The sequence below is a fragment of the Scandinavium sp. NPDC088450 genome (assembly GCF_044900545.1).
Taxonomy (GTDB): domain Bacteria; phylum Pseudomonadota; class Gammaproteobacteria; order Enterobacterales; family Enterobacteriaceae; genus Scandinavium.
Map to the genome: position 1 here is coordinate 46,758 of NZ_JBJDNI010000001.1, position 23,919 is coordinate 70,676.

The following is a 23,919-nucleotide window of genomic DNA, read 5'->3' on the forward strand; positions in this document are numbered from 1 at the left end:
CTAAGCAAGGAAGCAGAACATGAAAATCGCAACACAGAATCAGGCTTTTTTCCCGGAAAACATCCTGGAGAAGTTTCGCTATATCAAAGCGATGGGTTTTGACGGTTATGAAATCGACGGTCGCTTGCTGGTCAACAATCTGGCTGAAGTCAAAGCGGCAATCAAAGAGACAGGGCTGCCTGTCACCACGGCGTGCGGTGGCTATGACGGCTGGATCGGTGATTTTATCGAAGAGCGTCGTCTCAACGGTTTGCAGCAAATCACCCGTATTCTTGAAGCGCTGGCAGAAGTGGGCGGCAAGGGCATCGTGGTGCCCGCTGCCTGGGGCATGTTTACCTTCCGCTTACCGCCAATGACATCGCCTCGCAGTTTTGAGGGCGATCGAAAAGCCGTCAGTGATTCTCTGCGTTTTCTGGATGAAGTCGCAGGACGCACCGGGACGACCGTGCTGCTGGAACCGTTGAACCGCTACCAGGATCACATGATCAACACCCTGGCGGATGCGCGTCGTTACATCACGGAAAATGCTCTGAAGCACACGCAAATCATCGGTGATTTCTACCACATGAATATCGAAGAAGATGACATTGCTGAGGCGCTGCATGCCAACCGCGATCTGCTGGGCCACGTCCATATCGCCGACAATCACCGCTATCAGCCAGGCAGCGGCAGCCTGAATTTCACGGCGTTGTTCGACCAACTGCGTGAGGATAAATATCCGGGTTACGTGGTGTATGAATGCCGCGTACGTGCTGACGATCCGGCCAAAGCCTATCAGGGTTCCCTTATCTATCTGCGTGAGTGCTAAGAGGTTATCGCGTGAAAAGTGCTACAGCTGTCGCCCCGTTGCGCGTTGCCATTATTGGCGCGGGGCAGGTGGCGGAAAAAGTCCATGCGTCGTACTACGCCACGCGAAGCGATTTGCGGATGGTGGCTGTCTGTGACAGCCGCCTGGAGCAGGCGCAGGCGTTCGCGGCAAAAAATGACATCGGCGGCAGTTATGACGATGTTCGCCTGATGTTGCAGGAAGCGCAGCCGGATATTGTTAGCGTCTGTTCGCCGAACCGCTTTCACTTCGAGCACGTGATGGCGGCCCTGGAAGCAGGTTGCCATGTGATGTGTGAAAAGCCACCCGCGATGACGCCACAGCAGGCAGACGAAATGCGCCAGATGGCGCGCAAACAGGGCAAGGTGCTGGCGTACGATTTCCACCACCGATTTTCGCTGGATGCGCAACTGCTGCGGAAAAACATGCAGGCGGGCGCGCTTGGCGAAGTGTACCTGACAACTGCCACCGCGCTGCGTCGCAGCGGCGTGCCGGGCTGGGGTGTCTTCACCAATAAAGCGATGCAGGGCGGCGGCCCGCTTATCGATATCGGTATTCATATGCTGGATGCGGCGATGTTTGTGCTTGGTTTCCCGGCCGTGCGTCGCGTGATGGCGCACAGTTTCCAGAAGCTGGGAACGGTGAAACAGAGCGGTCAGTTTGGCGAGTGGGACCCGACGCAATACACCGTGGAAGATGCGCTGTTTGGCATCATTGAATTCCAAAGCGGCGGCTTGCTGCGGCTCGATACTTCGTTTGTGTTGAACATCGCCGAGCAGTCGCAAATGAACGTGAGTTTCTGCGGTGAAAAAGCGGGGGCAACGCTATTCCCGGCCCATGTCTACAATGACGTGGACGGGGAACTGCATACCCTGGTGCAGCGAGAGCAGGCCGATGACAATCGTCATTTCCGCAGCATGGAAGCCTTTGTTAATCATGTGCAGGGCGAGCCTGTGGCGATCGCGGATGGCGATCAGGGTTTCATCATTCAACAACTGGTCGCGGCACTCTATGCGTCAGCAGAAAAGGGCGACTGGGTGGAAATATGTTGACGGTGAGCACCCTGATCGACCCGGGTTTCAGCCCACATAGCCTGAACAAATACGCGTCGCTTCTGACGACGGGCAATGGCTACATGGGCGTGCGTGGCACGCACGAAGAGGATTACACCCAGCAAACGCGCGGCATGTATCTGGCCGGGCTTTACCACTGTGCCGGTCGTGGCGAAACCAATGAACTGGTAAATTTGCCGGATGTGACAGGCGTGCAGCTTGAGGTAAACGGCGAGCCTTTCACGCTGCTGAGTGGCCAGTTTGAACACTGGCTGCGCGAGCTGGATTTTAGCTGTGGCGAACTGCGCCGCGAAGTTATCTGGCGCGCGCCTTCCGGTGCTCGCGTGCGTATCGTCAGCCGTCGTTTTACGTCTATGGCTCAGCATCCGCTGCTGGCGATGCAGTTCACTGTCACGGCGCTGGATCGGGACGTCACGCTGTCATTTTCCAGCGGTATTGATGGCACACAAACCAACAGCGGTCGTCAGCATCTGGATGAGCTTTCGTTACGTGTATTTGGACAACAGGTGTTGCAGGGCGCATGGGCGACGCAGTCCGGTAGTCACGAAGTGGTGATCACCAGCCACTGCCAGCTCAGCCAGCCAGCGGACAGCTGTTTTACAGCGAAGAACCGCAGGCTGATGCAAAACAGCGTGATCAATCTGACCGTGGGTGACAGTGTCACGTTAGAAAAAGTGAGTTGGGTGGTGCAACGTCAGCCGGATACGCTCTCGCTCGACACTTTCAGCCGCCGTTGTCTGAACGATCTACAGGCCAGCGCCGCGCAAGGGTACGAAGCGTTGCGCGCAGCATCACAAGTGGTGTGGCAGCAGGAGTGGGTTAAATGTCGAGTGGTCGTTGATTCCCGTGATGCTCGCGATCAGCTTGCTCTCGATTTTGCGCATTACCACCTTGCGGCCATGACGCCTGCGCATGATGAAAGGACCAGCATTGCGGCCAAGGCGCTGACCGGGGAAGGCTACAAAGGCCATGTGTTCTGGGATACGGAAGTTTTTTTACTGCCGTATCACCTGCTGACGAACCCGGAAACGGCTCGCAGCCTGTTGCGCTACCGCTATCTGAATCTGGCGGGCGCACGCGAAAAAGCACGACGCAATGGCTGGCACGGGGCGCTGTTCCCATGGGAAAGCGCTCAGAGCGGGCAGGAGGAAACGCCTGAATTCGCCGCCATTAATATTCGTACAGGGCTGCGGCAGAAAGTGGCTTCCGCGCTGGCAGAACATCACCTGGTAGCGGATATTGCCTGGGCGGTGGTGAACTACTGGTACGCAACGCAGGACGAAGCGTTTATGCGTGAAGAGGGCATTACCCTGCTCACCGAAACGGCGACATTCTGGATAAGCCGCGCGACAGAAGTGAACGGACGGCTGGAAATTCACGATGTCATCGGCCCGGATGAATACACAGAGCACGTCAATAACAACGCCTTCACCAACTATCTGGCCTGGCATAACGTTGAGAAAGCACTGCATTTCGCTCGTCAGTTTGGCGACGTAAAGCCTGCTTTTGCGCAAAGTGCGGCTGATTTCCTGCAACGTCTGTGGCTACCCAAACCTGACGAGCACGGCGTGCTGGCGCAGGATGACACATTCTTCAGCAAGCCAACGCTCGATCTCAGCAAATACAAAGCGAAAGCAGGAAAGCAGACCATCCTGCTGGATTACTCCCGGGCGGAAGTCAATGAGATGCAAATCCTCAAACAGGCCGATGTCGTGATGCTGACATATATGCTGCCGGAACGGTTCTCCGCGGAGGAATGCCTTGCCAATCTGGCGTATTACGAGCCAAGAACGATCCACGATTCGTCATTAAGCAAAGCTATCCACGGCATCGTGGCCGCGCGCTGTGGGCAACCCGAAGAAGCCTATCGCTTCTGGCAGGCGGGCTGTGAGATTGATTTGGGCGAGGATCCACACAGCAGCGACGACGGCATTCATGCGGCGGCGACCGGGGCTATCTGGCTTGGCGCGGTACAAGGATTTGCCGGGCTTTCCGTTTGCGACGGTGAACTGCATCTGTCGCCGACGCTGCCTGAAGCATGGCGCAGCCTGCGGGTGCCGCTTTGCTGGCACGGCGTTCGACTCGTTCTCGATATCACCGCAGACGACATTGTTCTGACCACAACGCAGGCGCTTTCGCTTTGGTTGTGGGGGCGCAAAGTGTGTATCGAGGGTGAAGCTCGCTATGCAAGGTCCGATTTTTTAAACGGAAAATTTGGGACCGCTACCAGTGAGGGGATTGCATGAAACTTCAGGCGGTTATTTTCGATCTCGATGGGGTCATCACCGACACGGCACACCTGCATTTTCTGGCCTGGCGCGAGGCGGCACAGGAGTTGGGTATTGTCATTGATGCAGCGTTCAACGAGCAGTTGAAGGGCATCAGCCGTCTTGACTCGTTGCAGCGTATTCTGGAGCACGGCGGTAGGGCGACGGACTTTACGGACGCAGAGCGTCAGGCGATTGCCGCGCGTAAGAATGCCTGCTACGTGGCGTCTTTGACCTCGCTCACGCCGCAGTCCATTTTGCCGGGTATCAAGGAGCTTATCGTCACGCTACGCCAGAAGGGGATTCGTATTGGTCTGGCTTCGGTGTCGCTGAATGCGCCGACCATTCTCTCGGCGCTGGGCATTGCCAGTCTCTTTGATTATTGTGCTGACGCTTCGCGCGTGAAGCATTCAAAGCCTGCGCCGGATATTTTTCTGGTCGCCTGTGAGGGCCTGGGCGTCTTGCCGCAGCATGCTGTCGGGGTGGAAGACGCGCAGGCGGGTATTGAGGCTATCAATGCCAGCGGCATGGCGTCTGTGGGGATAGGCAAGGATTTGCAGGGCGCTGGGTTGTTACTCACGTCGACACATGAACTGAACTGGCCACGGCTGGCGGCTTACTGGAACAACCGAAACCCGGTTACGGAAGCCTGAGAGGAATAAAGAGATGGCACAACTTTCACTGCAACATATCCAGAAAATTTACGACAACCACGTTCACGTGGTGAAAGACTTCAACCTTGAGATTGAAGACAAAGAGTTTATCGTGCTGGTGGGGCCGTCCGGCTGTGGGAAATCGACAACACTGCGCATGATTGCCGGCCTGGAGGCTATCAGCCACGGTGATCTGCTGATTGATGGCGTGCGCATGAATGACGTCCCCGCCAAATCGCGAAATATCGCGATGGTGTTTCAGAACTATGCGCTCTATCCGCACATGACCGTGTATGACAACATGGCGTTCGGGCTGAAGATGCAAAAAATCGCGCCGGACGTTATCGAGGAGCGCGTAAGTTGGGCGGCGCAGATTCTGGGTTTGCGTGAGTATCTCAAGCGCAAACCTGGCGCATTGTCAGGCGGCCAGCGCCAGCGTGTGGCGCTTGGGCGCGCGATCGTTCGTGAAGCGGGCGTGTTCCTGATGGACGAACCGCTGTCAAACCTTGATGCTAAGCTGCGTGTGCAAATGCGCGCGGAGATCTGCAAACTGCATCAAAAGCTGAATACCACCATGATTTACGTCACCCACGATCAGACCGAAGCCATGACCATGGCGACCAGAATCGTGATCATGAAAGACGGCATTGTGCAGCAGGTTGGGGCACCAAAGCAGGTTTATAACCAGCCTGCCAATATGTTTGTCGCCGGGTTTATTGGCTCGCCAGCTATGAACTTCATTCGCGGCGCTATCGACGGCACAGACTTTGTCACCGAAACCCTGCGCTTGCCGATCCCGGCAGACAAAATGAAGGTGCTGGATGCCGCAGGCTATCAGCGCAAAGCCATCGTAATGGGGATTCGCCCGGAAGATATTCTTACGGCTTCCGGCGAGGTGATGGCTCGCATCAGCGTGGCCGAGCTGACCGGCGCGGAATTTATGCTGTACGTCACCGTGGGCGGACATGAATTGGTTGTCCGCGCTTCGTCGGCTTGCGATTATTTCGCAGGAGAAAATATTGGGCTGACTTTTGATATGGAGAAAAGTCATTTCTTCGATATTGAATCAGAAGTCGCCATTCGCTAATAAAAATATGAAGTTTTAGGGGGAGCCGTTAACTCCCCCTCTTTACCCTGTCGTTACACTATGAAAGGACTTTATTATGAACGCACTACCTCGGTGCGCAGCGCTGCTATTTAGCGTCTGTGCTCTTTACGCACATGCCGATAATGATGGCTGGAAATTCAATGTCGGCGCAATGTATGAAATAGAAAACATTGAAGGGCAGGCTGATGATGCGGATGGGTTATATGAACCATCGGTCTGGTTTAATGCTTCTAAGGGGCCATGGAAAATCGCCGTGGCGATGTATCAGGAAGGACCGGTGGATTACAGCAGCATGACTCGCCGCGGTACTTATTTTAATCGCCCCGAACTGGAAATACGTTATCAGGTGCTCGATAGTGATGATTTCACGCTAGGCTTAACTGGCGGACTTCGTAATTATGGCTATCACTTTAAAGATGAAAATAATAAAGATGCGGGTACTGCTAACATGCAACGTTATAAAGTGCAGCCGGACTGGAATCTGCGTTTAAGTGACGACTGGCATTTTAACGGTTGGCTCGCGATGTATCAATTTGCCAACGATTTAGATCAAACTGGCTATGCCGACAGCCGTGTCGAAACCGAAACAGGGTTGACCTGGAAAATAAATGAAAACGTGTCACTCCTGACCAATTATTATCTGGAGCGCGGATTCAACATGGACAAGAGCCGTAATAATGGTGAGTTTTCCACCCAGGAAATGCGACTCTACTTACCGATTTCCTTCGGTTCCACCACTGTTACGCCCTATACCCGGGTAGGTCTGGATCGCTGGACCAACTGGGACTGGCAGAACGATCCGACGCGCGAAGGGCATGACTTTAACCGTCTCGGTTTACAGTATGCGCATGATTTCGATAACGGTGTTTCGGTATCACTGGAATACGCGTATGAGTGGGAGCATCACGACGAGGGCGATGACGACCGGTTCCATTATGCGGGCGTTGGCATTAACTACGCGTTTTGATGAGGTGTGGACAGGGCCTGCAGGCATGCAGGCCCGTTCAGGCGTGTCAGGTCAGGGACTCGGACAGAGAGATTCGGGTTGCCACCGTAATGCGCTTCGGCCCGGGCTTTCCACCAATACATTTGAAGAGCTGATCGCTACTTTGTGCCCCAAGTTCATAGGCAGGCACATCGACGCCGCCCGGTGACGGCGACAGCAGAAAAGAGAGCGTTTCGTTGCTGTAACCGACCACGCCCAGGTCCTGTGGAATACGTATATTCAACTCAACCGCCGCGCGGTACAGGCTGACCAGCTTCATGCTGTCGGTGGCAAAGACAGCGTCGGGTCGGTTTTCCATCGAAAGCAGGTGTTTGGCTGCAGCCAGTGCACTTTCATGGGTATATCCACTGTCAATCATCCACGCTTCATTGAGCGCAATATGGTGACGCTTCAGGCTTTCTTTATAGCCCGACAGACGGTCAATCGATACGTGATAATCCAGTGGTGCATGCAGACAGGCTATTTTTTTGTGCCCGCGGGAAATCAACGCGTCGGTCAACGAAATACTATCCTGATAATTATCAGTATCCACCGAATAGACGTTCTGATAATCACCTTCAACTTTACCGATCACCACCACCGGAATGCCATAACAATCAAGGCGTGAGAAAAAGATCTCATCCGCGGGCGAGCTCAGCATAATGATCCCTTTAATCAACTTCTGGCGAATTTTATTTTCGCATTTGAGCAAATCATCTTCACTGCTTTTTGACGTCTGTAATATCACATCAAAACCTTCATCTTCCGCTCTGGCGGAAATAGCATGCAGTGCTTCTGCGAAGAAAGGATTGCCGGCGGTCGTTTTGGTGGAGCGAGTCGATATCACCATAATGGCATCAAAGCCCGATGAAGTGAGGGCGCGAGCAAGTTTATTCGGCTGGTAGTTTAATTCTTTAATCGCCCGCTGAACTTTCTCCAGCGCTTCCGGAGAGATATTGGTTTGATTATTCAGCACTCTCGAAACGGTAGATTTTGAAACGCCAGCAACCCGGGCAATATCATAAATAGTGGGTGACATACACCTGCCGATCTCCATGGTAGAGTCAATCAGACGCATCTTACTGGAGAAAAAGCCTGAAATACAGCGCAGTGCGGTTGATAATTCTCTTTACGGACCCTATGTCATGTATCCTGAAGGAAAGGGTTGCAAGCGGACAAAACAGGATGGCGATGAACCGACTTAAAAGCGAATTCAATGCCCTGGTGAACCGTGGCGTGGACAGACATCTGCGCCTCGCTGTCACCGGGCTTAGCCGCAGCGGCAAAACCGCGTTTATTACCGCGCTGGTGAATCAGTTGCTGAACCTGCACGCGGGGGCGCGAATGCCTCTGCTTAGCGCGGTGCGTGAAGAACGCCTGCTCGGCGTGAAACGGGTGCCGCAGCGCGATTTTGGTATTCCGCGTTTTACCTACGACGAAGGGCTGGCCCAGCTGTATGGCACACCGCCGACCTGGCCGACGCCGACGCGCGGTGTCAGCGAAATTCGCCTCGCACTGCGTTTTCGTTCTAACGACTCGTTGTTACGTCACTTTAAAGATACCTCGACGCTGTACCTGGAAATTGTCGATTACCCGGGTGAATGGCTGCTCGATTTGCCGATGCTGGCGCAGGATTACCTGAGCTGGTCACGTCAGATGACCGGGCTGTTGCAGGGCCAGCGCGGTGAGTGGTCTGAACGCTGGCGCAAGCTGTGTGAAGGGCTCGACCCGCTGGCTCCGGCCGATGAAAACCGGCTGGCTGAAATTGCCCAGGCATGGACCGATTATCTGCATACCTGCAAACAAGAAGGGCTGCATTTTATCCAGCCGGGGCGCTTTGTTTTACCGGGTGATATGGCGGGCGCACCTGCGCTGCAATTCTTCCCATGGCCGGATGTCGACGGCGTTGGCGAAGCGCGTCTGGCGCAAGCCGACAAGCACACTAACGCCGGCATGCTGCGTGCGCGTTTCGACTACTACTGCGAGCATGTGGTCAAAGGGTTCTATAAAAATCACTTCCTGCGCTTCGACCGGCAAATTGTGCTGGTAGATTGCCTGCAACCGCTCAACAGCGGCCCTCAGGCGTTCAATGATATGCGTCTGGCGCTGACGCAATTGATGCAAAGTTTCCATTATGGGCAGCGCACGCTGTTCCGCCGTTTGTTCTCGCCGGTCATCGACAAGCTGCTGTTTGCGGCCACCAAAGCCGATCATGTCACCGTCGATCAGCACGCCAACATGGTGTCGCTACTTCAGCAACTGATTCAGGATGCGTGGCAGAACGCCGCGTTTGAGGGCATCAGTATGGATTGCATGGGGCTGGCTTCCGTACAGGCCACGCAAAGTGGGCTGATTGATGTCGACGGCGAGAAGATCCCGGCGTTACGAGGAAACCGCCTGAACGATGGCCAGCCGTTGACGGTCTATCCGGGCGAAGTGCCAGCCAGGCTGCCGGGTCAGGCATTCTGGGAAAAGCAGGGCTTCCAGTTTGAAGCCTTTCGCCCGCAGGTGATGGACGTGGACAAACCGCTGCCGCACATCCGTCTGGATGCGGCGCTGGAGTTTTTGATTGGAGATAAATTGCGATGAGCGAACCGTTAAAACCGCGTATCGATTTCGCCGGACCGCTGGAAGCGGAAAAAAGTGAGCAACTGCGGGGCGCTCAAACGTTTGAACAAAGCCAGGCTGACACCTTCGCCCCCGCGCTGATTGACTCGCCGCTGGAAGACGAAGGGCAGGCGGAGGCCGTGGTTGAAGCGGCACTGCGTCCAAAACGCAGTCTGTGGCGCAAAATGGTCACTGCGGGTCTGACGCTGTTTGGCGTAAGCGTGGTCGCGCAAGGCGTGCAATGGACGATGAATGCCTGGCAGACACAGGATTGGGTCGCGTTAGGCGGCTGCGCAGCAGGGGCATTGATTGTCGGGGCTGGCGTTGGCTCTGTTGCCACTGAATGGCGACGCTTATGGCGTTTGCGTCAGCGTGCGCAGGAACGTGACGAAGCGCGGGATCTGCTGCATAGCCACGGAAATGGCAAAGGGCGCGCATTCTGCGAAAAACTGGCTGAGCAGGCGGGAATCGATAAATCACATCCGGCACTTCAACGCTGGTATGCGGCGATTCATGAAACGCAAAACGACCGCGAAGTGGTGACACTGTATTCGCATCTGGTGCAGCCGGTGCTGGATGCGCAGGCTCGTCGCGAGATCAGCCGATCAGCTGCCGAATCCACGCTGATGATTGCCGTTAGCCCGCTGGCGCTGGTGGATATGGCTTTCATCGCCTGGCGCAACTTACGCCTGATTAACCGCATCGCCACGCTGTATGGCATCGAGCTGGGCTATTACAGTCGCCTGCGCCTGTTCCGCCTGGTGCTGCTGAATATCGCCTTTGCCGGAGCCAGTGAACTGGTGCGTGAAGTGGGCATGGACTGGATGTCGCAGGATCTTGCTGCGCGCCTTTCCGCTCGCGCCGCTCAGGGCATCGGGGCAGGGTTGCTGACAGCTCGTTTAGGGATTAAAGCGATGGAAGTGTGCCGTCCGCTGCCTTGGATCGACAACGACAAACCGAAGCTCGGCGATTTCCGTCGCGAGCTGATTGGGCAGTTGAAAGAGACGGTGACCCGGAAACCTTCATAGCACGCTACCCGGCGTAAATAATTATCCACACATAAATTAGGTGAATGTCACATTCTGAGCAGCCAGAAGAAAGTGCTATGAGACATTCACCTGTCTGATGTGTTATCGCTTTCCCCTGCAAGGACATTATTCTTCAGGGGATTCTTTTATGCGTAATATCAGTAAGGTGGCGATGTCGCTGCTGTCTTTATTTCCAGCGCTGGCCTTTGCTCATGTCGGGCATGACGGCGGCACGCATCACACCTTAAGTTTTGCCGAAGGGTTTCTTCACCCGCTGACAGGGGCGGATCACTTGATCGTCATGTTGTTGGTGGGGATTTGGAGCGCCATGAACACTCGCCAGTGGCCTTTGCGGGGTTGCTGCTTGCAGGCGCGTTAGCAGGCATGGCGGGGGTGGCGTTAAGCGGCACGGAATTTATTGTCGCGGCCTCGCTGCTTGGTCTTGGGGCGATGGTGGCATTGCAGTTGAAACTGCCTGCGGTGACGGGGGCGTTGGTCATCGGTGCCTTCGCCATTTTCCACGGCCTGGCGCACGGTGCCGAGCTTTCCCATTCTGCTGCTGCACTTTCGGGTATGGTTCTCGCGACAGCCGGGCTGCACCTGGCCGGGCTGGGTATCGGCTGGCTGATTATCCAGTCTTCAATGCAGCAACGTTGGGCACAAGTGCTCGGTGGTTGTGCTTCGCTTACCGGCATTGGCCTGCTCGCTGGGCTGATTTAACCTTATTTACTGGCCTGCGGTATCTTCGCCGCAGGTTTTCACACCCCATTCTCTTTTCGCTTTGTGCTCTATCCGCGCAAGTTTACGGCAAAGTGCCTGATTTCCCGCCATACTGTCAATAATTGTTGACAGCCATCTTCCTCGAAGCGGCGAACTGTCTTATTATTCCGATGTTAATGGCTATGAGGGTTACTTTTCCCATGCGTCTTGAAGTGTTTTGTGAAGACCGGCTTGGTCTGACACGTGAGTTGCTTGATTTGCTGGTGCTGCGAGGCATTGACTTACGCGGTATCGACATCGACCCCATCGGCCGAATTTACCTCAATTTTGCGGAGCTGGATTTTACCAGTTTCAGCACGTTGATGGCGGAGATCCGCCGTATCTCTGGCGTGACGGACGTGCGTACAGTGCCGTGGATGCCTTCTGAACGTGAGCATCTGGCACTTAGTGCATTACTGGAAGCGATGCCTGAACCTGTGCTTTCGCTGGACACCAAAAGTAAGGTGGAACTGGCGAACCCGGCGAGCTGCCAGCTGTTTGGCCAATCGCAGGACAAACTGCGCAATCATAACGCCGGTCAATTGATTAACGGGTTTAACTTCCTGCGCTGGCTGGAAGGGGCACCGGTGGAATCTCATGCCGAGCATGTGGTAATCAACGGTCAGAACTTCCTGCTGGAAATCACCCCTGTGACGCTGGAAGGCGAAAACGCCACGCGCGTGCTGATGGGCGCGGTGGTGATGCTGCGTTCGACCCTGCGTATGGGCCGCCAGTTGCAGAACATGACCAGCCAGGACGTCAGTGCGTTCAGCCAGATAATCGCGGCCAGCCCGAAAATGCGTCACGTTGTCGAGCAGGCTCGCAAACTGGCATTGCTCAGTGCGCCGCTGCTGATTATTGGCGATACCGGAACCGGGAAAGACTTACTGGCGAATGCCTGCCATCTGGCTAGCCCGCGTGCGCAAAAACCGTATCTGGCGCTGAACTGTGCTTCGATTCCGGAAGATGCGGTAGAAAGTGAGCTGTTTGGTCACGCACCGGAAGGCAAAAAAGGCTTCTTCGAGCAGGCCAATGGCGGCTCTGTGCTGCTGGATGAAATTGGCGAGATGTCGCCGCGTATGCAGGTCAAACTGCTGCGTTTCCTCAACGATGGCACTTTCCGTCGCGTGGGGGAAGATCATGAGATCCACGTCGATGTGCGCGTTATCTGTGCCACCCAGAAAAACCTGGTGGAGCTGGTGCAAAAAGGGCTGTTCCGCGAAGATCTCTATTATCGCCTTAACGTCCTGACGCTGAACCTGCCGCCGCTGCGCGATCGTCCACAGGACATCATGCCGCTGACAGAGCTGTTTGTGGCGCGTTTCGCCGATGAGCAGGGCATCGCTCGACCAAAACTGGCTTCTGACCTCAATACCGTGCTGACGCGCTATGGCTGGCCGGGCAACGTTCGGCAGTTGAAAAATGCGGTGTACCGCGCGCTGACTCAGCTGGAAGGCTATGAACTTCGCCCGCAGGACATCCTGCTGCCAGATTACGACACCACAACGGTGGCGGTGGGCGAAGATGCGATGGAAGGCTCACTGGACGAAATCACCAGCCGCTTCGAACGTTCGGTGCTGACCCAGCTTTATCGCAGCTTCCCAAGTACCCGTAAGCTGGCAAAACGGTTGGGCGTGTCGCATACCGCGATTGCCAACAAACTGCGTGAATATGGCCTGAGCCAGAAAAAGGGTGATGAGTAAGGGCCTGGCCCAATGGAGTCAACTGCTGCTGATTTCAGCGGCAGCCTCCGCCATTTTGCTTTATTTCCACCTGCCTGCGGCCCTGTTATTAGGGCCGATGGCCGCCGGGATCCTCCTCAGTCTGCGCGGCTCCACTCTTAGCATCCCCCGTCCTTTCTTCCTTGCTGCTCAGGCCGTCATCGGCTGCATGATTGCTCAAACGCTCACTTCCTCCATTCTGGGCGTGTTACTGGCGAACTGGGGCATTGTGCTGGTAATTTTATTCGCCACGCTCGGTGCGAGTGCCTTGTCTGGCTGGCTGCTGGTGCGCTACAGCGCGCTACCTGGCGCAACTGGAGCCTGGGGTTCTTCACCTGGTGGGGCATCTGCCATGGTTGCCATGGCGCAGGATTATGGCGCGGATGTCCGGCTTGTTGCTTTTATGCAGTATTTACGCGTGCTGTTTGTGGCTGGTGCGGCGGCGCTGGTTGTGCGATTTACGATGGGCAACGATGCGCAGGCATTGAGCCAGGAGATTGTCTGGTTCCCGCCGCTGGATGTGAATTTCGTCTGGACGATAACGCTCACGGTGGCCGCTGGCGTGCTCGGGCGGCTAAGCCGTTTCCCTTCAGGTGTGATGCTGTTTCCGATGTTGATAGGCGCAGGGCTACAAACCAGTGGCTGGGTCACCATTGAGCTGCCGGAGTGGATGCTGGCGCTGGCTTACATGGCGATTGGCTGGAGCGTTGGGCTGAAGTTTAACCGGGCGATTTTTATGCTGGCGCTGAAAACACTGCCGCAAATCATCGCCTCTATTCTTTGCATGATGCTGCTGTGCTCGCTGATGGCGTTTGGGCTAACCGAACTCTTAGGGCTGGATTTTATGACGGCGTACCTGGCAACAAGCCCTGGCGGGCTGGACACGATTGCGATTATTGCCGCAGGAAGCCACGCGGATATGTCGTTTATCATGGCGATGCAAACGTTGCGGTTGTTCAGTATTTTGCTGACGGGGCCGGCGATTGCGCGGTTTATCTCGCGTTATGCGGTGAGAGCGGAAGCGGTGTGAAGGGAGAGCGTCCTGACCCGAAGGCCAGGACAGCAGGATTACGCTTTCAGCGCATCCAGAGCAGCGGTGTAGTCCGGCTCGTTGGTGATTTCGTTCACCAGCTCGCTGAAGACCACAGCGTCGTTCTCATCGATAACGACCACGGCACGAGCAGACAGACCTTTCAGCGCGCCATCGGCAATGCCAACGCCGTACTGTTGCAGGAACTCAGGTGCACGCAGGGTGGACAGGGTGATGACGTTGCTCAGGCCTTCCGCGCCGCAGAAGCGGGACTGGGCAAATGGCAGGTCAGCAGAGATGCACAGAACAACGGTGTTATCCAGTTCGGTGGCCAGTTGGTTGAATTTACGCACGGATGCCGCGCAAACGCCGGTATCAATGCTTGGGAAAATGTTAAGCACTTTACGCTTGCCCGCGAACTGGCTCAGTGCGACGTCGGAGAGATCCTTAGCGACCAGTGTGAATGCTGGTGCTTTGGCGCCCGCCTGCGGAATGGAGCCCTGAACGGAAACGGGGTTGCCCTGGAAATGCACAGTTTGTGACATGATTATCTTCCTGTTTACATATAGTTAACGTCGCGGCTAGTGTATGCCAACAATCATAACGACAGCAAATCCTTTTAGTGCTGGTAAATCGAGGTGCAGGGAATGAGAAGTTTGAGAGTGTACGAGGAAGCCTGGCCGCTACATACGCCTTTCGTCATCGCCCGCGGCAGCCGCAGCGAAGCGAAAGTGGTGGTGGTTGAAATTGAAGAAAACGGGGTCAAAGGCACCGGCGAATGCACACCTTATCCACGCTACGGTGAGAGCATCGATTCGGTGATGGCACAGATTGTCAGCATTGGCGAACAGCTTGAAGCAGGCGCGAGTCGCGAAGACATCCAGCACTTGTTGCCTGCTGGTGCAGCACGAAACGCAGTGGATTGCGCGCTGTGGGATCTGGCGGCGCGCCAGGCCGGTAAATCGTTGGCTCAACTGACGAAGGTAGAACTTGCCGAGAGAATCACCACTGCGCAGACCGTCGTGATTGGCACGCCGGATCAAATGGCGAACAGTGCCAAAGCCTTATGGGAAAAGGGTGCGCATCTGCTGAAGGTCAAGCTCGACGATCACCTGATTAGCGAACGCATGGTCGCTATTCGCGCCGCAGTACCTGATGCCACGCTGATTGTTGATGCTAACGAGGCCTGGCACAGCGACGGGCTGGCGGCACGTTGTCAGCTTCTTGCCGATTTGAATGTGGCGATGCTTGAACAGCCATTGCCCGCCAGTGAAGATGCCGCACTGGCGAATTTTATCCACCCACTGCCGATTTGTGCGGATGAAAGCTGCCACACTCGCGAAAGCCTGCCGAAGCTCGCGGGACGTTACGAGATGATCAACGTGAAGCTGGATAAAACAGGTGGGCTAACGGAAGCGCTGGCTCTGGCGGCAGAAGCCAAAGCGCAGGGCTTCGAGGTGATGCTTGGCTGCATGTTGTGCACTTCACGTGCCATCAGCGCTGCGCTACCGCTGACGCCAAAAGTACGCTTCGCCGATCTCGACGGCCCAACCTGGCTGGCCGTCGATGCAGAACCGGCGCTACGCTTTGAAACCGGTGCGCTTTATTTGTGAAGTTCAGGATGCCAGTGGGACAGGGAGGTCAGAAGGCGTTGTTGTCATGCCATATCGTGATATTAACTGCTTTTTCTGGCCTCGTTTCTAATGAATTGAGGACGAGAAATAGGTAAGAATAAAAATAGTGTTGGGGAAAGTTCAGGAACAATATTTTACCCGGACAACTCACGTCCCTCGACATTAGCCTTTATGTGTCTCGATGGTGGCAATCATCATCAGACAGTCCGTAAAAACCAACCCGCGCAGCCGCTTTTCGGAGAGTAAACTCAGGTGTAATGGGGTTTGGTGGCTCATGAAGATATTATTCCATCGTTAAAATATCGTATTTGGCGAACAGATGAAAAAAGGATGCTCAATCATTAAATTGGTGATTTATTGTGTATTAATATATTTATGTTGTGAATCTATTAAGATTCATCATATTGCTTTTTTGAATATGAAATAATGTTTTGATCCCTAGTGTTGGGTATTATGATTTTTAGATAAGCTCACCATTTATTAAAAGGATCTTTCACTATGGCAGGACACTCTGAAACGGTTCAACAGCAGGATACTTTAAACCGTTATTTGTTATATTTTCCCCGCAGTAAAGACTTTATCCCTGATGTTCACTCGTTTACAGGAACGGAAGGATTAAGTGAGCCCTACCGCTATACCATTCGCTTCACCAGTTCGGATCAGAATATTGCACTCAATGCCGTTCTTAATCAGATGGCTGAATTTATTTTACGAGCACCGAATCCGAAAGCGACCTGGCACGGCGAAGCCCCCTGGCTGCCGGTTCGCCAGATTAATGGCACGGTCACCAAATTCTCCCGTCTGAAATCGTCAGGTGACGAAGCGCTATATGAGTGTGTGCTGGAGCATGAACTGGCGCTGCTGGACAGAAATTACCGTTCTGCGGTGTACATGAACATGACCGTCCCAGAACTCGTGACGAAGGTAATGAAGGACAGCGGTCATTTTGACGGGTACAACATCGATTTCGACCAGTTGAGCCGTAGCTACCCAAACCGGGAAATGATTGTTCAGTGGAAAGAAACTGATTTGCAGTTCATCCGCCGGTTGCTGGCGGAAGTGGGTATATGGTTCCGCTTTGAAAATCACGACAAAGTGCAGGCGGAAACGGTCGTCATTTTTGGGGATTCGGGCAATCGCTACATCTTCAGCGATAAAACTGTGCCGTATGTCCGCAATTCTGGCATGACCAGCTATGACGAATACATTACTGAACTAGAGGAACAGCATGATCTGATCCCCAAAAATGTGCTGGTCCGTACCTATAACTACCGTGACCCACGGTCATCACAGACCGACAACACCATCGAAACGAATGAAATTCCGGACGGCGTAACGGTAGGCCAGGAATACCACTATGCCGATCACTATCTGGACGATGGTGATTTTTACGGGGAAGAGGCGGAAACCGCCACATTTTACGCGCGCCTGCGCTATGAACGGCTACTGAACGACCAGAGTCTTCTGGGGGCGACAACCAGCGATCCGGAACTTCAGCCCGGCATTATGTTTAACCCGACCGGCCCCATTCCTGATGGTTTTAAGCCCGGGTTCCTGATAACGACGATGACTATCCGCAGTAGCCGGGCGGAACATTACTGCGCCGAGCTGACGGGTATCCCCTATATCAATGGCTACAGTTTCCGGCCTAAGCTTTTGCCCCGGCCGGTGATTGCCGGGACGGTACCTGCCAGAGTGGCGGCCATCGGTGGAGATAAGGTTTATGCCGGACTCGACGTGAAAGGCCGCTACCGGGTGAAGTTTGATTTTGACCTGGATGAAAAGCGGGAAGGATTTGAAAGTGCGCTAGTACGTCTCGGCAGGCCATATGCCGGTGACACCTTTGGTTTTCACTTCCCGCTACTGGATGGCACCGAAGTCGCCGTTGATTTCGAAAATGGCGATCCGGACAGACCTTTCATCGCACACGTTATGCATGATGGCAGCCGCCCGGATTTGGTCACAAATCGCAATGATACCCGCAACGTGATCCGCACGGCCGCGTTTAACAAAATTCGTCTGGAGGACAAGCGCGGGCAGGAACATATCAAGATTTCCACGGAGTACGGCAAGAGCCAGGTCAGCGCTGGGCACCTTGTTGATTCGGTAGGAAAACAGCGTGGTGAAGGTGTGGAAGCCAGAACCGACAACCATATGGCGCTACGTGCGGCGAAAGGGATATTGCTCACCACGGAAGCCCAGCCGCGCGCAGCTGGCAAGCAGCTGGATATGACGGCCGCTATTGCGCAACTGGAGAAAGCGCTGGTACTGGCGCAGACGCTACAACAAAGCGCCCTAACGGCTGGGGCCAGCAATGTGGAAACTGATCAACAAAATGCCCTCATCCAGACACTGACTAACCTGACCGGGGCGGGTCTGTTGACCTATGCCGATAAAGGGCAGGCGCACGTTACGCCGGACAACCTGCAGCTGTCGGCCGGGAAAAATTTGATCGCCACGGCGGGCAGCGATGCCAGCGTGAACGTCGTGAAAAAGTTCTCGCTGGCCGTGGGGGAAAAACTCTCGCTGTTCGCCCGCAAGCTCGGCATTCAGATGATCGCCAGTGCCGGTGATATCACGACGCAGGCCCAGCGCGGTGAAATGCACATGCTGGCACAGAAGGATTTCACGATGACCAGCACCGCCGGGCAGCTGAACGGCAGCGCCAGGCAGGGCATACAGCTGGTCTGTGGTGGTGGAGGTATTCGAATCAGCCCGAACGGTCTGGTCACACTCTTCTCGCCTACGGGAATCGAACTGAAAGCGCCAAATCTGAAGTACGACGGTCCGGAAAGTGCGCAGGTCCAGATCCCTTCGTTTAATAAGGGGACGTTCAAACGCAGCTATCGACTGAGTTCTCCGGACGATCCTGAACAAACTATTGCCAATCGAAAATTCAGACTGACGAGCTCGGCCGGGGACGTCATTGAAGGCGTCACAGACAGCAACGGCAATACACCGCTGCTCGATGCAGCCGATCTCGATACTTATAAAATGGAGTTGCTGGAATGACGGAAACAAAAAAAAGCCCGTACGCCCCAAGGATTGTTTCAGAGAATGATGTGGGTGTTCACGCTTCACTTGGGGCTGAAGCGCAGGTTTGCCACGTCAGTGTACCCCGTCCTATGCCGGGGATTGTGATCCTGGTTCACGGCGTGAATGACGTGGGTGAAGCGTATCAGAACCAGGAGAAGGGCATTCTTCAGGGATTAGGGAAGCGGCTTAACCGGCAGGATTTTTACGCGCATGAGTGGGGTGAGTACAGAATTACCCGCCCCGGCCGCTCGCCTGTTATTCCGTTTTACTGGGGGTACAAGCCGGTTACGCATGAGGATTACGTTGCGGACCAGCAGCGCTACCGGGATGAAGTTTACCGATTGGGTAGCAGTGCGCATCTGGCATTTGATGCCTATCAGGAGAATGACGAGGAGAAAAAAGCGGCGCTGGGTAACGACGGCAAAGGCTCGTTTAAGTACCAGAACGATAACTTCAAAAATGCCCTCGATACGAACTTTGCCAAAGGTGGCGGGACGTTTGCTAACGCGACAACCAACATCCCCGATATGCTGGGGCCGGGCGCGGGAGGTCTGGCGCTGGCCGCTGCTGGTTTTGGTACGCTGTACATGAACGGCGGCGATTACACGCACCCGATCTTCCCGAACCCGCACCGCATCTATCAATTCTTTGCAGCGCAGCGCCTGGCTGATCTGATTTTGACTATCCGCCGTAATACAGACACAAAAAATGATGTGATTAATGTTGTGGCGCATAGTCAGGGCACGATTATCACCATGCTGGCAAATATGCTGGTCATGAAAGAAGGGGAAGCGCCAGTTAACTGCACTATTCTGAATCATTCGCCGTATTCGCTGGAAGGCCGTCTCAGTGAAGACGCCCAGCCCGGTCATCACCAGACAGCATTTGCCCGCCAGGAGACGTTTAAACACTTTTGCGCACTGATGGCGACCCAGTACAAAGGCGGTGAACTGTCAGACGCAGATATGCTGGCGATGGAAGCCAGCTGTGCATCACGCAAGTCTTCTGATAACCCGTTACGTGAGGATGCCAGATATCGGCGTGATAACAACGGCAAAGTCTATAACTACTGGTGCCCGCAGGATGGCACAGTGTCTTTGCAAAATATTCAGGGATTCGGCTGGCGGGGCATTCCCGATAAGTTAGCCGCTGGCATTCCTAACCTGCGTCAGCGGGTGTTTTGCCAGCACCGTTGGGTCGGTCGCCTGGAGAAAGAGCCGTTTAAGATGGCACCGGAGAGGAAAGGCGATTTCAGCACCACGCCGGTGATGAATGCGGGGTACTCGTACAGTGACGTGGTGATTAACGGCGAAGAACTGCCGGAGCCGTTTATTTTCAAACTCATGGGGCAGGATAACCATCCGGATAACGATCCGAAGACCAGTGATAAACCCTATACCGCGTATATCGATCCGGAAAGCCCGGATGCCTACATTTCCTATTCTGCCAAAGCCTCTGCTATTTCGCGCACTGCATCGGCTACCTATGCGCTTAATAGCTACCAACGTATTAGCTGGCCGCCGGGCCATGTATTAACACCTAACGAGCTGCAGGTGGAAAGTTTTGACCGGGGGCATGAAGTGATTCGCGGTGAAGTGACGGGAACGAGAGATTTTTCTCAGCTAACTCTCACCTGGCTTAAATCCCGTGATGAACTTGAAAAGGAGTGGCAGAAAACCGATCCGGTAGGCTACAGCCAGCACTCTTCTATTGTGGCGAGTGAGTTTGCGCCGTCGCACGCGATGGCGTTCGATCTGGCTATCGGCCAGTGTAAGTCCTTTGACTATCAGGCGGGAAAATTCTGGGAGGGATTGTTACACCGCGCGGACTGGCGTGACCCTCAAAATGGTTATCCTTTCGCTAAAGAATATTACCGAACCGGTAAGCTGGATAACGCGACGACAAAATTTTTCATGAACAAGCCGGATGACATTCTGCCAAAAGGTGAGTTCGGTGTGGAAAATCAGTTTAACAACGCTACGACAGTAAAACCGTCCCGTGACTTAGCTGCCGGGAATCAGGAGGTGGCAAATCTACAATGGGATATGCCTAAGCCTAAATCTGACAGTAGTCTGGGAATAGCAAAACAAAAATCGTGGTGGGAATCATGACAGGGAGACAAATATGAGTCTGAAATATACAACGGGTATTGCCTTAGTTGCGGTACTGATAGGTTCCGGTTGCCAGGCGAAAGAACCGCCGACGCAGGTAGTTTACCGTTTTGATGACCATCGTTATCTGGAGCTGAAGGGCTGGGATTGCGAAGGTGAGCTCTGGTATACGGATACCAAACGAGGTATCCATACGGAGCCAGTCAGTCAGTATTACCGGATTTACACCAAAAAATTTATTCATCCCTCTGAACGTTATATTGCTATTCCTACCTGGGATTCTCCAGGGGCTATGGTTTCGAAAGATTATGGCGTGACCTGGTATCCTTCAGCCTTTGCTCCCAGAGAAAATGAGCCTAACGGTGATTCATCACCTCCTTACGACGATATTATTTCCTTCACCGTTGTTAACGATCAGGGTTTTTTGCAGACTAAACACCGGCTGTATATGTCGTCCAAGCCATTTGATGACCCGCGCCTTCAGCCTGGTGGCCCAGGGATTACATATACCGCGTCAGATGGGGCGGTAAATCACATTGAACCTCGTTTTCCTGGCCCTGCCTGGGGGCTGGATTACATCACCAAGCAAGGACTGAAAGAAGACACGGCCCAGTTTAAGACTAACTATCAGGGGCTACCCGACAAAGTACCGGAAGTAAAAGGCTATACCGGCTGGGATCACATGCAATGCAATATGGATTTAGGGAAATAGGCGATGAAAGGATTACTCCCCGGCCTGGCGGTCAGCGCTATTCTACTGGCGGCCGGATGCTAGGCTTCAGAGCCGCCGACACAGGTAGTTTACCGTTTTGACGATCACCGTTATCTGGAGCTGAAAGGCTGGGACTGCGAAGGCGAGCTCTGGTATACGGATACGAAGCGAGGAATACATTCACAGCCTTACTTTCAATTTTTCCGGATTTTTCCCCGTAAATTTGTTCATCCTTCTGAAAAATATATTGCTATTACAAGCTGGGATGTAAGTGGTTTTATGGTTTCAAAAGACTTTGGGAAAACATGGCGATCCGTGGGCTTTTCATCTGCACCTAATGAACCTAATGGCGATAACAGAGCGCCAGCAGAAGACGCAGTGTCGTTCACCGTCGTTAATGATCAGGGTTTTTTGCAGACCAAACACCGACTGTATATGTCGTCCAAGCCATTTGATGACCCGCGCCTTCAGCCTGGTGGCCCAGGGATTACATATACCGCGTCAGATGGGGCGGTAAATCACATTGAACCTCGTTTTCCTGGCCCTGCCTGGGGGCTGGATTACATCACCAAGCAAGGACTGAAAGAAGACACGGCCCAGTTTAAGACTAACTATCAGGGGCTACCCGACAAAGTACCGGAAGTAAGAGGCTATACCGGCTGGGACCATATGCGCTGTGATATGAATGCAGGGCGATAAGGAAATTAGACAATGAACGGTGTAATTCGACTGAATGACCCGCTGGTGAGCGGCGGGAAGGTAATCAAGGCATCTGGCGCGCAGTTTATGGGCCTGCCGGTGGCCCTCAAAGGCGATACAGTGACGTGCCCAGAACACAAAGGGGTGTTTCCGATTAATGAATGCCACCCGACCTGGACCATGAATGGCCGCGGTGTGGTCGTGGATGGCTGTAAAGCTGCCTGTGGTTGTGCCATTCGGACCACGCTACCGGTTGCGGGGGCCGCCTGATGAAATGGTGGTTGTTCTCAAAACAGGAAGAATATGACGAAAAAAGCTTTCCGTATTTAGCGGTGCTTATTTTTTATATTGCTGTTGTACTTATTTGTATCGGTATCAGGGCCGTTACCTGGCCGGGTAACAAGCATGTTGATATCGATTTTTTGGTCGAGTCTGTGCTGCTACCGGTGATTATCATGACTGTTCTGGTACAGATTTTTTGCATAATAACTAACGGAATCAGACATTATACAGAAACACGCCTGCTGATAGCGGCCAGGCAGGAATACAAGGTTGTCAGCTATGCCAGGAGTAGAATAAAAATTGCTGGCTGGTCTGTGCTGACCCCGACGGCAGATTTGGGGCTGAATATGCTCAAGCTGGAAGGGGAGTTTCCTCTGGCGCCCAAAATGTTATCAAAAATCGATATGCCAGATTCCTTCGAGTTAACCCGAAATGGGCTGGCATTTTCCCGTCTGCTGGGGCCGCTGGCGGATAAACTAAAACAATCTCAGTACCGGGGATTCGAGTCAGCTGTATGGGTAAGAGGGGCTGACGATTCCTGTTGTGATGAACTACGGCGCGTATTTGACGGCCTTGCCATCACCGGTGACAGCATTACTTTTTTGCCTGAATGTCCGGATTACACACAGCTTACGGAGTGGATCAAGGAGGCGAAAAACTTCGATCTCAGTCGCCTGCTGATCTGTGTAGATTTGCATTCTGAAGAAGGCGAATCTAAAGGGATGGAGAATGCTACAGCACTGCTTTTTACAAATGGGTACGCCAAAGCTGAAGGGGAGAAATCCGTTTATCTGTATCAGCCGATGACCGATATAACCGACGTAGAGGCTGCACTACCCATTTACTTGCAGGTTGAACCCGTTAGCAAACCCAAAATCCTCTGGTATACCGGGTTGTCCCGCACTGAAAAGTATCCTTTGCTGGAAGTGCTGGACGATAAAAAAGTGACTCCTGATAGGCTCGAGCTTGAAATATCGCTTGGAGAGCATTCCGCTGGGTACCGGTGGCTAGCACTGGCTTTGGCATCAGATGCGGTAACGTATGCACAGGGGGACCAGCTTGTGGCTGCATCACAAGATAATCATTTTTCCATTACTGCGCTGTCGTCACGATTATCCGGTCAGCCCGCGTACCCAGCGGAAAAAATATACTCGTCGCCGTTGTCTGCCGGAGGGTGCGCCGGGCTGATGTTATTTTTGAGTATTGTTATGGGGATTGGTCGTTTTGGCGACGATAAAATCGTAACAGGCTGGTTTATCGTTATTGCACTTTTAACCACTCTTGTTCCCTTACTTGCAATGGGAGCCTTTTTTACCTGGTTTTACGGTGATATGGCGGAAAAGCATATGTGGGGAAAGTAGTTGCAGGTGTGATGAGAGGATAAAAAT

The 23,919-nt window shown here is 53.8% G+C and carries 19 protein-coding genes and 1 pseudogene; 18 read left to right on the forward strand and 2 right to left on the reverse strand.

What is annotated here, in order from left to right; translation table 11 throughout:
• The first annotated feature begins 19 nt into the window (after positions 1 to 19).
• The 6 genes from ACI2I2_RS00240 to ACI2I2_RS00265 all read left to right on the forward strand — a co-directional run bounded on the left by ACI2I2_RS00240 (position 20) and on the right by ACI2I2_RS00265 (position 6,894).
• A complete protein-coding gene (locus ACI2I2_RS00240) occupies positions 20 to 808 on the forward strand; it encodes a sugar phosphate isomerase/epimerase family protein (RefSeq protein WP_404656049.1) in 789 nt (262 codons plus the stop codon).
• Between the two features lie 11 nt (positions 809 to 819).
• Entirely contained in the window at positions 820 to 1,878 is a 1,059-nt protein-coding gene (locus ACI2I2_RS00245; protein WP_404656050.1) for a Gfo/Idh/MocA family protein, read from the forward strand.
• Positions 1,872 to 4,145, forward strand: coding sequence for a glycoside hydrolase family 65 protein (locus ACI2I2_RS00250; protein WP_404656051.1), 2,274 nt, complete (start codon positions 1,872 to 1,874; stop codon positions 4,143 to 4,145). Before ACI2I2_RS00245 ends, ACI2I2_RS00250 begins: the two co-directional genes overlap by 7 nt.
• The gene (gene pgmB, locus ACI2I2_RS00255; RefSeq protein WP_404656052.1) at positions 4,142 to 4,819 is read left to right on the forward strand and encodes a beta-phosphoglucomutase; all 678 of its coding nucleotides are present in this window, start codon (positions 4,142 to 4,144) and stop codon (positions 4,817 to 4,819) included. The genes ACI2I2_RS00250 and pgmB overlap by 4 nt, the downstream gene beginning before the upstream one ends.
• A gap of 13 nt (positions 4,820 to 4,832) precedes the next feature.
• Positions 4,833 to 5,906, forward strand: a complete 1,074-nt coding sequence (locus ACI2I2_RS00260; RefSeq protein WP_404656053.1) for an ABC transporter ATP-binding protein — start codon at positions 4,833 to 4,835, stop codon at positions 5,904 to 5,906.
• Positions 5,907 to 5,982: 76 nt separating this feature from the next.
• Positions 5,983 to 6,894 (forward strand): OmpG family monomeric porin, encoded by a 912-nt coding sequence (locus tag ACI2I2_RS00265; protein WP_404656054.1) that lies wholly within the window; start codon positions 5,983 to 5,985, stop codon positions 6,892 to 6,894.
• 46 nt (positions 6,895 to 6,940) lie between these two features.
• Here ACI2I2_RS00265 and ACI2I2_RS00270 read toward each other — a convergent pair whose 3' ends face one another.
• Positions 6,941 to 7,951 carry a LacI family DNA-binding transcriptional regulator gene (locus ACI2I2_RS00270; protein ID WP_404656055.1) on the reverse strand — a complete coding sequence of 337 codons (1,011 nt, stop codon included), beginning with the start codon at positions 7,949 to 7,951 and terminating at the stop codon, positions 6,941 to 6,943.
• A gap of 152 nt (positions 7,952 to 8,103) precedes the next feature.
• On the opposite strand from ACI2I2_RS00270, the gene ACI2I2_RS00275 reads away from it, so the two are divergent.
• From ACI2I2_RS00275 to ACI2I2_RS00295, 5 genes and pseudogenes are all read left to right on the forward strand, one after another.
• Positions 8,104 to 9,501 carry a YcjX family protein gene (locus ACI2I2_RS00275; RefSeq protein WP_404656056.1) on the forward strand — a complete coding sequence of 466 codons (1,398 nt, stop codon included), beginning with the start codon at positions 8,104 to 8,106 and terminating at the stop codon, positions 9,499 to 9,501.
• Entirely contained in the window at positions 9,498 to 10,547 is a 1,050-nt protein-coding gene (locus tag ACI2I2_RS00280; protein ID WP_404656057.1) for a TIGR01620 family protein, read from the forward strand. The genes ACI2I2_RS00275 and ACI2I2_RS00280 overlap by 4 nt, the downstream gene beginning before the upstream one ends.
• 172 nt (positions 10,548 to 10,719) lie before the next feature.
• A pseudogene (locus ACI2I2_RS00285) lies at positions 10,720 to 11,267 on the forward strand (HupE/UreJ family protein).
• 200 nt (positions 11,268 to 11,467) lie between these two features.
• The gene (gene tyrR / locus ACI2I2_RS00290) at positions 11,468 to 13,009 is read left to right on the forward strand and encodes a transcriptional regulator TyrR (RefSeq protein ID WP_404656058.1); all 1,542 of its coding nucleotides are present in this window, start codon (positions 11,468 to 11,470) and stop codon (positions 13,007 to 13,009) included.
• Positions 13,002 to 14,057, forward strand: coding sequence for an AbrB family transcriptional regulator (locus ACI2I2_RS00295; RefSeq protein WP_404656059.1), 1,056 nt, complete (start codon positions 13,002 to 13,004; stop codon positions 14,055 to 14,057). Before tyrR ends, ACI2I2_RS00295 begins: the two co-directional genes overlap by 8 nt.
• Positions 14,058 to 14,095: 38 nt before the next feature.
• On the opposite strand, the gene tpx is transcribed toward ACI2I2_RS00295, so the two are convergent.
• Positions 14,096 to 14,602, reverse strand: a complete 507-nt coding sequence (gene tpx / locus ACI2I2_RS00300; RefSeq protein WP_404656060.1) for a thiol peroxidase — start codon at positions 14,600 to 14,602, stop codon at positions 14,096 to 14,098.
• A gap of 102 nt (positions 14,603 to 14,704) precedes the next feature.
• On the opposite strand from tpx, the gene ycjG reads away from it, so the two are divergent.
• The 7 genes from ycjG to ACI2I2_RS00335 all read left to right on the forward strand — a co-directional run bounded on the left by ycjG (position 14,705) and on the right by ACI2I2_RS00335 (position 23,892).
• On the forward strand, positions 14,705 to 15,670 hold the full coding sequence (gene ycjG, locus ACI2I2_RS00305; RefSeq protein WP_404656061.1) for an L-Ala-D/L-Glu epimerase: 966 nt from the start codon (positions 14,705 to 14,707) through the stop codon (positions 15,668 to 15,670).
• A 519-nt stretch (positions 15,671 to 16,189) separates the two neighbouring features.
• A complete protein-coding gene (locus ACI2I2_RS00310; RefSeq protein ID WP_404656062.1) occupies positions 16,190 to 18,703 on the forward strand; it encodes a type VI secretion system Vgr family protein in 2,514 nt (837 codons plus the stop codon).
• Positions 18,700 to 20,838, forward strand: coding sequence for a DUF3274 domain-containing protein (locus ACI2I2_RS00315; protein ID WP_404656063.1), 2,139 nt, complete (start codon positions 18,700 to 18,702; stop codon positions 20,836 to 20,838). The genes ACI2I2_RS00310 and ACI2I2_RS00315 overlap by 4 nt, the downstream gene beginning before the upstream one ends.
• 13 nt (positions 20,839 to 20,851) lie before the next feature.
• Positions 20,852 to 21,550, forward strand: a complete 699-nt coding sequence (locus ACI2I2_RS00320; RefSeq protein ID WP_404656064.1) for a hypothetical protein — start codon at positions 20,852 to 20,854, stop codon at positions 21,548 to 21,550.
• 315 nt (positions 21,551 to 21,865) lie between these two features.
• Positions 21,866 to 22,249 (forward strand): hypothetical protein, encoded by a 384-nt coding sequence (locus ACI2I2_RS00325; protein WP_404656065.1) that lies wholly within the window; start codon positions 21,866 to 21,868, stop codon positions 22,247 to 22,249.
• Positions 22,250 to 22,261: 12 nt separating this feature from the next.
• Positions 22,262 to 22,519 (forward strand): PAAR domain-containing protein, encoded by a 258-nt coding sequence (locus ACI2I2_RS00330; protein ID WP_404656066.1) that lies wholly within the window; start codon positions 22,262 to 22,264, stop codon positions 22,517 to 22,519.
• Entirely contained in the window at positions 22,519 to 23,892 is a 1,374-nt protein-coding gene (locus tag ACI2I2_RS00335) for a hypothetical protein (protein ID WP_404656067.1), read from the forward strand. Before ACI2I2_RS00330 ends, ACI2I2_RS00335 begins: the two co-directional genes overlap by 1 nt.
• Positions 23,893 to 23,919 lie beyond the last annotated feature (27 nt).